Source organism: Micromonospora ferruginea (genome assembly GCF_013694245.2).
GTDB classification, from domain to species: domain Bacteria; phylum Actinomycetota; class Actinomycetes; order Mycobacteriales; family Micromonosporaceae; genus Micromonospora; species Micromonospora robiginosa.
The window spans coordinates 4808933-4822123 of sequence record NZ_CP059322.2 but is presented as its reverse complement, the minus strand read 5'-3'; the positions used below and the strand labels follow the sequence as shown (position 1 = coordinate 4822123).

Sequence of the window (13191 nt, the reverse complement as noted above, 5' to 3'; positions counted from 1 at the left end):
AGATCCATCTCACGAGGTTGACGGTGGCGACGGTGACGCCCTCTCGCCTGGCGGGGAGTCGGGCGGAGGCAGGTAGAGGCACGTCGATGCGATGGGCGTCGGAGGGCGGTGACGTCGTCGCGGGGCCACCGATGCCGCCCGTCGGGGCGGCGTTTGAACGACCGGAGGCGGCGGAGGGCTCGCCCGATCCCGGCCCGCATGCCACGATCTCTGCATGGGTCAGTTTCTGCTCCTCTTGGTCGTCGCGCTGACCGTCGCGGCAGTGGTGTTCGGGGTGACGGTGCTGGTCTCCGGGCGGGATCCGGGCCTGGTGCCGGCCGAGCCGGACGGGCGGTCCGTGCCCCTGCCGGGCGCGCGGCCGCTCGACGAGTCGGACGTGACCGACGTCCGGTTCGACACCGCGCTGCGCGGCTACCGGATGGGCCAGGTCGACGCGGCGCTCCGGCGGGCGGCCTACGACATCGGCTACAAGTCCGAGCTGATCGGTGTGCTGGAGGCCGAGAACGTCGCGCTGCGGGAGGGGCGGACCGAGGACGCCGACGCCCTGCGCCGGGCGCGCGAGGAGGCGGTCACGGCCACCCTCGACGCCGACCCGACGAGCGGCGACCCGGTGACCATCGACCTGTCGGCGCCCGACTCGCCGGCCCGCCGGCCCACCCGTGCCAGGTCGAACGAGCGCACCGCCGCCTCCCCGGCCGGCGCGGCGGCGGGTGCCGCCACCGCCTTCGGGGCCGACGAGGCGCCGGCCAGCGGCCCGGCAGCCGAGACCGGCGCCCCGTCGAGGGCCGCCACCGGGTCCGAGGCCGGCACCCCGTCGAGGGCCACCGCGTCCGAGTCGGGCGCGGCGCCGGACACCGCCGGTGGATCCGGGGGCGGAGCCGCCGAGGCGGGCGTGGCGGAGGCGCCGGCCGCCGCCGCGGTCGAGGACACCACCTCCCCGGCGGACGCCGTCGCCACCGGTCCGGGCGGCATCGACGACCGGGAGCGCGGGCCGGCGGTCCGCTCGGAGTCGGCGTGACCGGCGCGGAGGGTTCCGCCGGCTTCGCCGAGGCCGCCCAACCGGGTGCCGCCGAGGTCACCGCCACGGTGATCGTCGACGCGCCGGCCGAGCGGGTGTTCGCCGCGCTGACCGCGTGGGAACGGCAGTCGGACTGGATTCCCTTCACCACGGTCCGGGTGGTCGAGGGCGACGGCGGCGAGGGGAGCCTGATCGAGGCGGTCACCGCGCTCGGCCCGGCCGCGCTGCGCGACGAGATGCGGGTGGTCCGGGTCGACGCGCCGTACGAGGTGGGGGTGGTGCACTGCGGCCGGCTGCTGCGCGGCCCGGGCGTGCTGCGCTGCACCCCGATGGACCGGGGCCGCACCCAGGTGGTCTGGCACGAGTGGTTCCACCTGCCGGGTGGGGCGGCCGGCCGGGTGGCCTGGCCGGTGCTCTGGCCCGGCTCGAAGTTCAGCCTGACCCAGGCGTTGAAGCGGTTCGCCCGCCTGGTCGAGCAGGGCCGCCTGCCCTGAGCTGAGCGCCGAGCCGCGCCGCACCGAGCCGCGGCCAAGCCGCGCCGAGCCGGGCCGCATCGAGCCGGGCCGGGAGCCTGTCGGTGCCCTCACCTACCGTGGACGCCGTGACTGACCTGGTGACCGGCGCGGACGGGCTCGCCCGCTGCGCCTGGGGAGCGAGCACCCCCGACTACGCCGCCTACCACGACGAGGAGTGGGGCCGGCCGCTGCGCGGTGACGACGCGCTCTACGAGCGGCTGACCCTGGAGGCGTTCCAGTCCGGTCTGTCCTGGTTGACCATCCTGCGCAAGCGGCCGGCGTTCCGGCTCGCCTTCGACGGGTTCCGGATCGAGGCGGTGGCCGGCTACGGCGAGGCCGAGGTGGCCCGGCTGATGGCCGACGTCGGGATCGTGCGCAACCGGGCCAAGGTCGAGGCGGCGATCGCCAACGCCCGCGCCGCGCGGGAGCTGCCCGAGGGTCTCTCCGCGCTGCTCTGGTCGTTCGCGCCCCCGCCCCGGCCGGCGCGCCCCGGTTCGTTCGCCGAGGTGCCGGCGATCACCGGGGAGTCCACCGCGATGGCCAAGGCGCTCAAGAAGCGGGGCTTCCGCTTCGTCGGCCCGACCACGGCGTACGCGCTGATGCAGGCCACCGGCATGGTGGACGACCACCTCGCGGACTGCCACGTGAACGGTGACCGGGCCGAGCGGTGACGCGGCGGCGTGATGGGATTGGGGCATGACCGACACCGAGCCGCGGACGAGCGGGACGACCGACGGTGACACCACGCCGGACGCCTGGGCGGTGCTGCTGCCCGACGAGCGCTACCAGGCCGAGCGGCTGGTGCACCACGACGTGCTGGAGTTGACCGGGCTGCCGGCGGCGGCCCGTCCCCGCCCCGGTGACCGGGTGGCGGTGCTGGTCGGTGAGCCGCTGCGGCTGGTGGCGCTGGGCCGGGTCGCCCGGGCCGGGGTGGGGGGCCGGGAGGACCCGGACGATCCGCAGTCCGACGCGACGGCGGGCGCGCTCGTGGTGACGTACACCCGTGGGGCGCTCGACGAGCCGGTGCCGGTCGACGGCCCGGCGCCGGACGGTCCGGTCGTGGCGCTCGAACCGGCCCGCTGGCGGGCGCTGGCCGACCGGCTCGGGCCGCCGCCGGCCCGGCGCACCTGGCTGGTCAGCCTCGACCTGCCGATCGAGGCGGCCTCGCGGGCCGAGGCGGTGCGGATCTTCTGGTCCTACGTGCAGGAGCTGGGCCCGCGTGAGCTGCCGGCGTTCGTCTCGCCGTCCGGCGACGAGCTGGCCATGCAGGCGTTCGTGCTGGGCGTCGAGGCCAACCAGGATCCGGAGGAGGACGACTGACGGCGGCGCCCCACCGGCTCAGCGGCCCTCGAAGACCGGCTTCTGCTTGTTGACGAACGCGATGGTTGCCGCCTTGTGGTCGCTGGTGGCCCCGCAGATCGCCTGGGCCTGCGCCTCGGCGGCCAACGCGTCGGCGAGCGTGCCGGCGTCGGCGATGGAGAGTTGGCGCTTGATCGCCCCGTAGGCGACGGTCGGGCCGGCGGCGAGCCGGGCGGCCAGCTCCTGCGCGGACGGGAGCACCTGCTCGTCGTCGTCCACCAGCTTGGTGAGCAGGCCCAGCCGGCAGGCGTCCTCGGCGCCGACCGGCTCGGCGAGCATCAGCAGCTCGACCGCCTTGGCGTGGCCGACCAGGCGGGGCAGCGTCCAGGAGGCGCCGGTGTCGGCGGCGAGCCCGACGCCGGCGAACGCCATCAGGAACCGGGTCTTCGGGCCGCCGATGCGGAAGTCGGCCAGGAACGCCAGCGACGCGCCGGCGCCGGCGGCCATCCCGCGTACCGCCGCGACGACCGGCTTGGGCAGGTTGGCCAGCCGGGCGGCGATCGGGTTGTAGTGCGCCCGCACCGTGTCGAGCGGCTTGGCGTCGGCCGACTCCAGCGTCCGCACGTGCTCCCGCAGGTCCTGCCCGGCGCTGAACGAGCCGCCCGCGCCGGCCAGCACGACCGCCCGGCAGGAGCGGTCGGTCTCCAGCTCGGCCAGGACGTCCCGGAGCGCCTCCTTGAGCGCCACGTCGAGCGAGTTCATCGCCGTCGGGCGGTTCAGCGTCAGGGTGACGACGGCGTCGGTGCGGTCGACGAGCAGCGGCTCGGTCACGGTTCTAACGACCCTTCTGTCGGGCGAGGCGGTTGCTGGCGTCGAGGCACTGCTCGACGTACCGGTCGGCGGCCGGCCGGAGCCGGGCCGCGTGGCGGTCGAAGAACCCGGCCGCGCTGGTGCCCGGCCAGCGCTCGGGGAGCAGCGCCGGGGGCAGTTGCGGGTCCCGGAAGAGGAAGGTACGCCACGCGTGCACGAGCCGGAACCGGGCCGCGTACGCCTCCTCGTCGCTGCTGCGGACGGTGACGCCGGAGAGCAACGGCTTCTGCTCGGCGACGAAGCGTTCGTAGGCCCGGCCGATCTCGGTCAGGTCCCAGGCCCGGCGGACCACCCCCATCGCGCCGGGGGTGCCGGCCGCGTGCGCGGCGGTGAACCGCTCGAAGCGCACGCCCGCCTCGGCGAGCAGCAGGTCGACGTCCTCGCCGGGGCGGGTGGCCACCCAGGTGCAGTCGTCGAGGGTGCCGTAGCCGAGGAAGGTGAGGTTGGCGGCGAGTCGCTGCCGGTCCCGCCGGGAGGCGGGTGCCGCGAGGACGAGAAGATCGAACCGTCCGTCCCAACTGTGCCGACCGGTCCGGTAGATCCGGGAGGCCGCCTCGTCCAGTCGACGGCCCGCTTTCGGGGTGATCGAATATCCCGGCCCGGAGGCGAGCCGGAGGGGTTCCAGCCAGCCCTGGCGGACCATCCGGGAGACCGCGGTGCGGACCGCCGGTGGAGCTATCCCGAGTGGCGCCAGCAGCTTGACCAGGGCGGCGACCGGTGCACGGCCACCCCGGGCGCGGAGGTGGTCGCCGTACAGGTCGAAGAGTGCCGACCGTGCCTGCATGACCGCACATTGTGACAGGCCTATCCAAGATAAGCTAGATGCTGTTACATCAATGCTGCTTCGGTTTGGGTCCGGCGGTGTTCATCAGGGAAAATCGTCAGTCGACGCCTCCGCGACGTTTGCGGGTGGCGATGGCGAAGTGGCTGTGGGGCAACCCACCGACCCTGGCGTAGGTCTGAGGGGAGACAACATGGCGGCGATGAAGCCGCGGACGGGCGACGGTCCGCTGGAGGTCACCAAGGAGGGTCGGGGCATCGTCATGCGGGTCCCGCTGGAGGGTGGTGGCCGGCTCGTCGTCGAGATGACGCCCGACGAGGCCACCGCGCTGGGTGACGCGCTGAAGGCGGCCGCCGGCTGATTCGGGGAGCGGTCCGCGCGGCGTCCGCCGCGCGGACGGTTCGCCCTACCCTGAGCCACCGGCTTGGCCGGTGGCTCAGGGCCTTCACCGGCCGGCAAGCGGCAATCTGTCCCGCTTAGATCGTTTTCGGAGGTACGGTCCAGCGTGCTGGCCATTCGTCTGGTGAGCGGGCCCACCCGGCCCGACACCCTCGTCCTGCCCGTGCGTCCCGGTGGGCCGGACGCCCCGCCCGTGCTGGCGCCGACCGCCGTCCCGACCGGCGACGACGTGCACGCCGAGGCGACCGCGTTGCTGCCCGCCGCCCGCCTCACCGGCGCGGTCGGCGAGGTGCGCGAGCACCTGCGCCCGGGCGGCGCCCCGAGCCGCCTCTGGCTGCTCGGCGTCGGCGACGGCGACGAGCCGGACTGGCGCTCCGCCGGGGCCGCCCTGGCCCGCGCCGGCAAGGATGAGACGCAGATCACGATCTCGGTTTCCGACGGGGCCGCGGCGCTGCGCGGCCTGGTCGAGGGCCTGCTGCTCGGCTCCTACCGCTTCCGTCTCACCGAGGCCGGCCCGCGCCCCGCGCTGGCCCAGGTCGACCTGCTGGTGGCCGACCCGGAGGCGCTGGCCGACACGCTCGCCGCGGCCCGGACCACCGCCGAGATGACCGCGCTGGCCCGCGACCTCACCAACACCCCGTCCTCGACGAAGCACCCGGAGTGGTTCGCCGACCAGGTGACCGCCGCCGCGTCCGGCCGCCCCGACCTGCACCTGCGCGTGCGCGGCCCCCGGGAGCTGGCGGACGAGGGCTTCGGCGGGATCCTCGCCGTCGGCGGCGGCTCCGCCCGGGGCCCGCGCCTGGTCGAGCTGGACTGGCGGCCGGCCGGCGCGCGTACCCACGTGGTGCTGGTGGGCAAGGGCATCACGTTCGACACCGGCGGCATCTCGATCAAGCCGGTGCCGGCCATGAAGCTGATGCGCAAGGACATGGCCGGGGCCGCCGCCGTGGTCGCCGCGACGCTGGGCGCCGCCGCGCTGCGCCTGCCGGTCCGGGTCACCACGCTGACCCCGCTCGCCGAGAACATGGTCAGCGGCTCGGCGTTCCGCCCCGGCGACGTCATCCGCCACTACGGCGGGCTGACCAGCGAGAGCACCAACTCCGACGCCGAGGGCCGGCTGGTGCTCGCCGACGCGATGGCGTACGCCGTCCGGGAGCTGAAGCCCGACCTGCTGGTCGACCTGGCCACCCTGACCGGGGCGAACGCGGTGGCCCTGGGCAAGCGGCACGCGGCGCTCTACAGCGAGAACGACGACCTGGCGGCCGGGCTGCTGGCCGGGATCACCGCGGCCGGCGAGCGGGCCTGGCGGATGCCGCTGGCCGACGACTACCTGGAATACCTGGCCAGCGACCTCGCCGACCTGCACAGCTCCCCGGCCCGGGGCGCCGGCTCGGTGGTGGCCGCGCTCTTCCTCCGGGAGTTCACCGGCGACCTGCGGGACCGCTGGGCGCACCTGGACATGTCCGCCCCCTCGTGGTCCGACGACGTGCACGGCGAGCTGGTCAAGGGCGCCACCGGCTGGGGCGTGCGCGGATTGCTGCGCTGGCTGGCGACGCTGGGCTGACCGCTCCGGGTCAGCTCTTCACGGCGGCGAGCAGGCCGTGGCCGACCGGCAGCAGCGCGGGCACCCAGTGCTCCGACTCGCGGATCGCCTTGATCGTCTCCCGGACGGTGACCGTCTCCACGTCCCGCGCGGCCGGATCGCCGATCCGGCCGGCGGCCAGCGCGCCGTTGAGCGCGAGCACCCCGCCGGGGCGCAGCAGCCGCAGCGCCGCGTCCACGTACGCCGCGAAGCCGGTCGCCGCCGCGTCCGCGAAGACCAGGTCGTAGACGCCGTCCGCGAGGCGCGGCAGCACGTCGAGGGCCCGGCCGGTGATGATCCGGGTACGCCCCGACGGGAAGCCCGCCTCCTGGAACAGCCGCCGGGCCAGGCGCTGGTATTCGACCTCCACGTCGATCGTGGTGAGCACGCCGTCGGGACGCATGCCGCGCATCAGCCAGACGCCGCTGACCCCGGTGCCGGTGCCGATCTCCACCACCGCCCGGGCGTTGCCGGCGGCGGCGAGCAGCCGCAGCGCGGCGCCGGCGCCCGGCGTCACCGCCTCCACGCCCACCTCGTGGGCGAGCGCGCGGGCCGTGCGCAGCACGATGTCCTCGGTGACGTACGACTCGGCGAACTGCAGCGCCTGGGCCGTCGAACTGCCGTGACCGGCGACCATGGCGATGGGACACCTCCGGGGGCGGGCTGGTGCGAAGGGTCGGTTGGCACTGTGAGCGTAGAGGCGACCCGGTAGCCGCGCAGCCGCGAGTCGGCCGCCGGACGATCACGGGCGGCAACCCCTGACTCCACCCGGGGCATCCGTGCAATCCTGGACGTGTCCCGCGCGCCACGGTCGTCCGGCTCCGCCGGCGCCCGGCGCGGGGCGAGCGGGACGATGTGGGAGGCACGACGTGACCGACGGCTGGGACTGGCGCCGGCCCGGCGGAGCCGGGGCACCGGCGGGAGGGCCGGCCCCCGGGCAGCCGCAACCGGGTGCCGGGGGCTCGACGACGTCGCCCTGGTGGACCGACGCGCTCGCCGATCCGTGGCGGGACCCGTACGCGCCGGCGGCCGTGGTGGTCCCGGCCGCCGCCCCCGACGCGTCGGGCGAGCCGGAGCCGGTCACCGACCCGGACCGGCCGACCCGGCCGGGGCTGCGTCAGGTGGTGCTCATCTCACTGATCACCGCGCTGCTGGCCGGCTCGCTCGGCAGCGCCCTGACCTACGCCGTGCTGCGCGGCGGGGACGTGCCGACGCTCGGCGCGCAGGCCGGGCAGGCCCCGGCGCTGGCCCAGCGCAAGCCCGAGTCGCTGGCCGGGGTCGCCGAGCGGGTGCTGCCCAGCGTGGTCACCATCCGGGTGGCCAGCCTCGGCGGCACCAGCGAGGGCTCCGGCTTCGTGGTGAGCGCCGAGGGGCACATCGTCACCAACGACCACGTCGTCGCGGACGGCCCGGGCAAGGCCACGGTCCTGTTCAACGACGGCAGCACCGCGGCCGGCACGGTGGTCGGGCAGGACCCGGAGTCGGACATCGCGGTGATCAAGGTGAGCCGCAGCGGGCTGACCCCGGTGCAGTTCGGCGACTCGGACGCGCTCGCGGTCGGTGACCCGGTGCTGGCCATGGGTTCGCCGCTGTCGCTGACCAACACGGTCACCGCCGGCATCGTCAGCGCGCTGGACCGCACCATGCAGGCGGGGGAGCCGGGCGGCCCGACCCGCTACTACGCGGCGATCCAGACCGACGCCGCGGTCAACCACGGCAACTCCGGCGGCCCGCTGGTGGACGGGGGCGGCCGGGTGGTCGGCGTGAACTCGACCATCAAGTCGCTGGTGGCCGACGGGCAGGAGGCGGGCAACATCGGGCTCGCCTTCGCCATCCCGATCAACCAGGCGAAGCGGGTCACCGAGGAGATCATCGGCACCGGCAGGGCCCGGCGTACCGTGATCGGCGCCTCGGTGGGCGGCACCGGCGCGACCGGCGGCGGGGTCCGCCTCAACGCGGTCGAGCCGGCCGGCCCGGCGGCGACCGCCGGGATGCGCACCGGGGACGTGGTGCTCCGGCTGGACGGCCATCCGATGACCGACCCGACCGATCTGGTGGCGCTGGTGCGCAAGTACGCGCCGGGTTCGGTGGTGACGGTGGAGTACCGGCGCGGGGCGGCGCGGCAGAACACCTCGGTGACGCTCGCCGCGGACGCGAAGTGAGGACCGGTCACCCCCTCCCCGACGGTCCCCTCACGTGCGTAGGCTTGCCCTGACACGGACGAGGAGGCCGGAGTGTTCGAGAACCTGAACTGGTGGGAGATCGGCGTCCTGCTGCTCCTGGCACTGTTGATCTTCGGGGACCGGCTGCCCAACGTGATCAACGACGGCCTCCGGATGGTCCGCAACCTGCGGAACATGGCGCGGAACGCCACCGGCGACCTGAGCCGCGAGCTGGGCACCGACATCCAGCTGGAGGACCTGCACCCCAAGGCGTTCATCCGCAAGCACCTGCTCAGCGAGGACGACGAGCAGGCGATCCGGAAGCCGCTGCAGAGCATGTACGACAACCTGCGCTCGGACGTCACCGGCGTGCACGACGAGCTGAAGGACGTGGCCAAGGCGGCCGACCTGCGCAACGGCTCCGCCCGCCCGGCGGTGGCGACTCCCGCCGCCCCCACCCCGCCGGCGCCCCGCCCCTCCTACGACGACGCCACCTGACCCACCCCGGCCCCGACGCGGACCGCCCCTCCCCGGCGGACCGGGAAGGGGCGGTGGGGGAGCGGGGAATCGAGGGTCAGCGGCCCGCGGGCTTGAGGCCGAGCGGCTTGCCGAGCAGGGACTCGCGGCGCACCGCGAGCCGGTCGGCCACCTCGAACATGGCCTTGGCGGCCGGCGCGTCCGGCTGGGCCAGCACGATCGGTCGGCCCGCGTCGCCGCCCTCGCGGACCCGGGTGTCCATCGGGATCTGCCCCAGCAGCGGCACCTGCGCGCCGATGGTCCGGGTCAGCGACTCGGCCACCGCCGCGCCGCCGCCGGCCCCGAAGACCTCCATCCGGGTGCCGTCCGGCAGCTCCAGCCAGGACATGTTCTCGATCACGCCGACCACCCGCTGGTGGGTCTGCAGCGAGATGGCGCCGGCCCGCTCGGCCACCTCGGCGGCGGCCGCCTGCGGGGTGGTGACGACCAGGATCTCCGCGTTCGGCAGGAGCTGGGCCACCGAGATCGCGATGTCGCCGGTGCCCGGCGGCAGGTCGAGCAGGAGGACGTCCAGGTCGCCCCAGTAAACGTCGGCGAGGAACTGCTGCAGCGCCCGGTGCAGCATCGGGCCGCGCCAGACGACGGCCGAGTTGCCGGGGGTGAACATGCCGATCGAGATGACCTTCACGCCGTGCGCCTGCGGCGGCATGATCATGTCTTCGACGCGGGTCGGCGCACCGTCCGCGCCGAGCATGCGGGGCACCGAGTGGCCGTAGATGTCGGCGTCCACCACGCCCACCGACAGGCCGCGGGCGGCCAGCGCGGCGGCCAGGTTGACCGTGACGCTGGACTTGCCGACGCCGCCCTTGCCGCTGGCGACCGCGTAGACCCGGGTCCGGGAGCCGGGCTGGGCGAACGGGATCACCGGCTCGGCGGTGCCGCCGCCACGCAGCTTCGACTGCAGCTCCTGGCGCTGCTCCGCGCTCATCACGCCGAAGATGATCTCGACACCGCTCACCCCGGGCACCGCGCCGACGGCGGCGGTGATGTCGGTCCGCAGCTTGTCCTTCAGCGGGCAGCCGGCCACGGTGAGCAGCAGCTCCACCCGGACCACGCCGTCGTCGTCCCGCTCGGCGGAGCGGACCATGCCGAGTTCGGTGATCGGCCGGCGGATCTCCGGGTCGTTGACGGTGGCCAACGCGGCCTGGATCGCGTCGGAGACGGTGCTGACGGGTGCTGACATGCCCGCAATGTTACGTCGGGCTCTCCTGCCGGCCGTCGTGGGCGTAATCACCGTCGAAGTCGTCACGAGGCTCGTCCAGCGGTTCGCCGGCCGGCCGCCGGGGCACCCGTTCCTGCTGCCGCCGTGCCAGCTTGCGCCGCCGCTCGGCCGCCTCGTCCAGTTCCTCGGCCAGCCGGGTCAGCTCGGAGCGGAGGAAGTCACGGGTCGCCACGTCGCCCATCGCGATCCGCAGGGCGGCGATCTCCCGGGCCAGGTACTCCGTGTCGGCCTTCTGCATGGTGGCCCGCCGCCGGTCCTCGTCCAGCGAGACCCGGTCCCGGTCCGCCTGGCGGTTCTGCGCGAGCAGGATCAGCGGGGCCGCGTAGGAGGCCTGCAGGGAGAGCACCAGGGTCAGGAACGTGAACGTGTACGGGTCGAAGCGCAGGTGCGCCGGGGCGAGCGTGTTCCAGAGGAACCAGGCGGCGAGGATCAGCGTCATGTAGACGAGGAAGTTCGCCGTGCCCATGCCCCGGGCGATGCCCTCGGCCCAGCGGCCGAACGAGTCCGCGTCGATCCGGGGCAGGTGCAGGCCCCGGGGGGCGCGCGGCTGGTCCAGCCGCTCGCCGCGTCGCTGCTCAGTCATCGTCCCCGGTCCCGTCGTCGGTGGCGGACGGGGTCGGTGCCGCGTCCCGGTCCCGCCAGTCGCGCGGCAGGGATTGGTCCAGCACGTCGTCCACGGTCACCGCGCCGACCAGCCGGTTGTTCCGGTCCACCACCGGCATGCCCACCATGTCGTAGGTGGCCATCCGACGGGTGATCTCGGTCAGCGAGGTCGAGGTGCGGAGCGGGTCGATGTCGTTGACCACGATCCCGCCGAGCAGGTCGGCCGGGGGTTCGCGGAGCAACCGCTGGAAGTGCACCATACCGAGGTAGCGCCCGGTCGGCGTGGTCAACGGAGCGCGGGCCACGAAGACCTGCGCGGCCACGGCGGGGGAGAGCTGCACCTCACGGATCCGGGCCAGCGCCTCGGCGACGGTGGCGTCCGGCGGCAGGATCACCGGCTCCGAGGTCATCACGCTGCCGGCGGTGCCGGAGGCGTAGCGCAGTAGCTGGCGCACCGGGTCCGCCTCGTCCGGCTCCATCAGGTCGAGCAGCACGTCCTGCTCCGGCGGGGGCAGCTCGTTGAGCAGGTCGGCGGCGTCGTCCGGGTCCATCTCCTCCAGCACGTCGGCGGCGCGTTCCCGGTCCAGCCCGGCCAGGATCTCCACCTGGTCGCGCTCGGGCAGCTCGCTCAGCACGTCGGCCAGGCGCTCGTCGTCCAGGGCGGCGGCCACCTCGTTGCGCCGGGCGTCGGGCAGGTCCTGGAGGGCGTTGGCCAGGTCGGCCGGGCGCATGTCCTCCAGCACTGCGAGCAGGTTCGCCGTACCCCGGTTGTCGCCCACCACGCCGAGGCCGCGGACCCGGTCCCACTCCACCTGGTGCAGGTGGCCGCGGCGGCTGAGCCGGCCGGTCTGCTCACGCACGGCGACCCGGGTCAGTGCCCACTCGCCGCCGCGGCTGCACTCCATGGCCACGTCCACCACCGAGCCGGCCTGCCCGGTGTCGAGCTGCACCCGCCGGTCGAGCAGTTCCTGGAGCACCAGCAGCTCGTTCGGGCGCTTCTCGAAGCGGCGCAGGTTGAGGGTGCCGCTGCCGAGCACCACGGCGTCCGGGTCGATCGAGGTGATCCGGTTGATGGAGAGGAAGATGCGTCGCCGCATCGGCATCTCGGCGACCAGCCCCACGATCTCCGGCGGACGCTGGGTCGGCCGCATCCGGGCGACCGCGTCCCGGACGCGCCCCACCTGGTCGCCGTTCGGGTCGAAGACGGCGACTCCGGCGAGTCGAGCGATGTAGACCCGGTTCGGCGTACTCACGGGCACCAGCCTAAGGGCCTACTCTCTAACAACATGTCGACCTTGGCCTACGAGATCGTGGACGTCTTCACCGACCGCCCGTTCGCCGGCAACCCGTTGGCCGTGGTGTTCGGCGCGGAAGGTCTGGCCACCGAGCAGATGCAGGCGCTCGCGCTGGAGTTCAACCTGTCCGAGACGGTCTTCGTGCTGGCGCCCACGCAGGCCGGCGCGACCTACCGGGCCCGGATCTTCACCCCGACCGACGAGCTGCCGTTCGCCGGCCACCCGAGCGTGGGCGCCGCGGTGACCGCCGGCCGGCGTGGCGTCTTCGGTGTGGGCAGGGTCACCCAGGAGTGCGGCGCCGGCGTGCTGCCGATCGAGGTGACCGAGACCGGGGCGACGCTGACCGGGGGCACGCCGACGCTCGGCCCGGAACTCGACCCGGAGCCGCTGCTGGAGATCGCCGGTCTCACCGCCGCCGACCACGCCGGCCCGCCGCCGCGGGTCGCCGGCTGCGGGCTGGAGTTCCCCTACCTTCCGGTACGCCCCGACGCCGTGCCCCGGGCACGGTTGAACACGGCGGCGGCGGAGCGGTACGGCGTCGAGCACGTCAGCCTCTTCTCCTGGGATCCCGAGTCGCAAACCGCGCACGCCCGCGTCTTCGTGCCCGGCATCGGTGTCCCGGAGGACCCGGCCACCGGTTCGGCCGCCCTGGGCCTGGGCGTCTGGTTGGTGGCCAGCGGCCTGCTGCCGGGCGAGGGCCGCACGCCGTACTCGGTGCGCCAGGGCATCGAGATCAACCGGCCGTCGTCGCTGGCCTGCACCGTGACCGCCTCGGGCGGGACGGCGGTCGGCGCGACCGTGTCCGGCCAGGTGATGCCGGTGGCGCGCGGCGAGATCACCGTCCCACCCTTCATCGGCTGAGTCGTTCCCGCCCCCCGGCGCCGGTCTGTTCCCCGCTGGGGTTCAGC

The 13191-nt window shown here is 74.6% G+C and carries 15 protein-coding genes; 9 read left to right on the top strand and 6 right to left on the bottom strand.

The genetic code is table 11. The features are described from left to right. Positions 1–214 precede the first annotated feature (214 nt). The 4 genes from H1D33_RS30415 to H1D33_RS21050 all read left to right on the top strand — a co-directional run bounded on the left by H1D33_RS30415 (position 215) and on the right by H1D33_RS21050 (position 2853). The gene (locus H1D33_RS30415) at positions 215–1018 is read left to right on the top strand and encodes a DivIVA domain-containing protein (RefSeq protein WP_181571514.1); all 804 of its coding nucleotides are present in this window, start codon (positions 215–217) and stop codon (positions 1016–1018) included. Further along, complete coding sequence (locus tag H1D33_RS21060; RefSeq protein ID WP_181571515.1) at positions 1015–1512, top strand: SRPBCC family protein; 498 nt, start codon at positions 1015–1017, stop codon at positions 1510–1512. The genes H1D33_RS30415 and H1D33_RS21060 overlap by 4 nt, the downstream gene beginning before the upstream one ends. Before the next feature lie 107 nt (positions 1513–1619). Continuing rightward, positions 1620–2204, top strand: a complete 585-nt coding sequence (locus H1D33_RS21055) for a DNA-3-methyladenine glycosylase I (RefSeq protein WP_181571516.1) — start codon at positions 1620–1622, stop codon at positions 2202–2204. A gap of 25 nt (positions 2205–2229) precedes the next feature. Continuing rightward, positions 2230–2853, top strand: coding sequence for a hypothetical protein (locus tag H1D33_RS21050; RefSeq protein WP_181571517.1), 624 nt, complete (start codon positions 2230–2232; stop codon positions 2851–2853). Positions 2854–2871: 18 nt separating this feature from the next. Here H1D33_RS21050 and H1D33_RS21045 read toward each other — a convergent pair whose 3' ends face one another. After that, complete coding sequence (locus H1D33_RS21045) at positions 2872–3663, bottom strand: enoyl-CoA hydratase/isomerase family protein (protein WP_181571518.1); 792 nt, start codon at positions 3661–3663, stop codon at positions 2872–2874. Between the two features lie 4 nt (positions 3664–3667). Beyond that, positions 3668–4486, bottom strand: a complete 819-nt coding sequence (locus tag H1D33_RS21040) for a PaaX family transcriptional regulator (RefSeq protein WP_181571519.1) — start codon at positions 4484–4486, stop codon at positions 3668–3670. Positions 4487–4676: 190 nt separating this feature from the next. Between H1D33_RS21040 and H1D33_RS21035 the strand changes: the two genes are divergently transcribed. Continuing rightward, the gene (locus H1D33_RS21035) at positions 4677–4844 is read left to right on the top strand and encodes a DUF3117 domain-containing protein (protein WP_013283866.1); all 168 of its coding nucleotides are present in this window, start codon (positions 4677–4679) and stop codon (positions 4842–4844) included. A gap of 144 nt (positions 4845–4988) precedes the next feature. Next, positions 4989–6446, top strand: coding sequence for a leucyl aminopeptidase family protein (locus H1D33_RS21030; RefSeq protein WP_181571520.1), 1458 nt, complete (start codon positions 4989–4991; stop codon positions 6444–6446). A gap of 10 nt (positions 6447–6456) precedes the next feature. Here H1D33_RS21030 and H1D33_RS21025 read toward each other — a convergent pair whose 3' ends face one another. After that, a complete protein-coding gene (locus H1D33_RS21025; protein ID WP_175441281.1) occupies positions 6457–7101 on the bottom strand; it encodes an O-methyltransferase in 645 nt (214 codons plus the stop codon). Positions 7102–7333: 232 nt separating this feature from the next. Here H1D33_RS21025 and H1D33_RS21020 point away from each other — a divergent pair, with 232 nt between their 5' ends. Both H1D33_RS21020 and H1D33_RS21015 read left to right on the top strand, forming a co-directional pair. Then, positions 7334–8626: a S1C family serine protease gene (locus H1D33_RS21020; protein ID WP_181571521.1), complete on the top strand. Its 1293-nt coding sequence runs from the start codon at positions 7334–7336 to the stop codon at positions 8624–8626. 72 nt (positions 8627–8698) lie between these two features. Then, positions 8699–9124: a twin-arginine translocase TatA/TatE family subunit gene (locus H1D33_RS21015; RefSeq protein ID WP_307755229.1), complete on the top strand. Its 426-nt coding sequence runs from the start codon at positions 8699–8701 to the stop codon at positions 9122–9124. Positions 9125–9200: 76 nt separating this feature from the next. On the opposite strand, the gene H1D33_RS21010 is transcribed toward H1D33_RS21015, so the two are convergent. The 3 genes from H1D33_RS21010 to H1D33_RS21000 are packed head-to-tail and all read right to left on the bottom strand — an operon-like array spanning position 9201 to position 12241. Beyond that, complete coding sequence (locus H1D33_RS21010; protein WP_181571522.1) at positions 9201–10346, bottom strand: P-loop NTPase; 1146 nt, start codon at positions 10344–10346, stop codon at positions 9201–9203. Between the two features lie 10 nt (positions 10347–10356). Next, positions 10357–10968 (bottom strand): DUF1003 domain-containing protein, encoded by a 612-nt coding sequence (locus H1D33_RS21005; RefSeq protein ID WP_181571523.1) that lies wholly within the window; start codon positions 10966–10968, stop codon positions 10357–10359. Further along, positions 10961–12241, bottom strand: coding sequence for a magnesium transporter MgtE N-terminal domain-containing protein (locus H1D33_RS21000; RefSeq protein WP_181571524.1), 1281 nt, complete (start codon positions 12239–12241; stop codon positions 10961–10963). Before H1D33_RS21000 ends, H1D33_RS21005 begins: the two co-directional genes overlap by 8 nt. 33 nt (positions 12242–12274) lie before the next feature. Between H1D33_RS21000 and H1D33_RS20995 the strand changes: the two genes are divergently transcribed. Beyond that, complete coding sequence (locus tag H1D33_RS20995) at positions 12275–13144, top strand: PhzF family phenazine biosynthesis protein (RefSeq protein ID WP_181571525.1); 870 nt, start codon at positions 12275–12277, stop codon at positions 13142–13144. Positions 13145–13191: the final 47 nt, after the last annotated feature.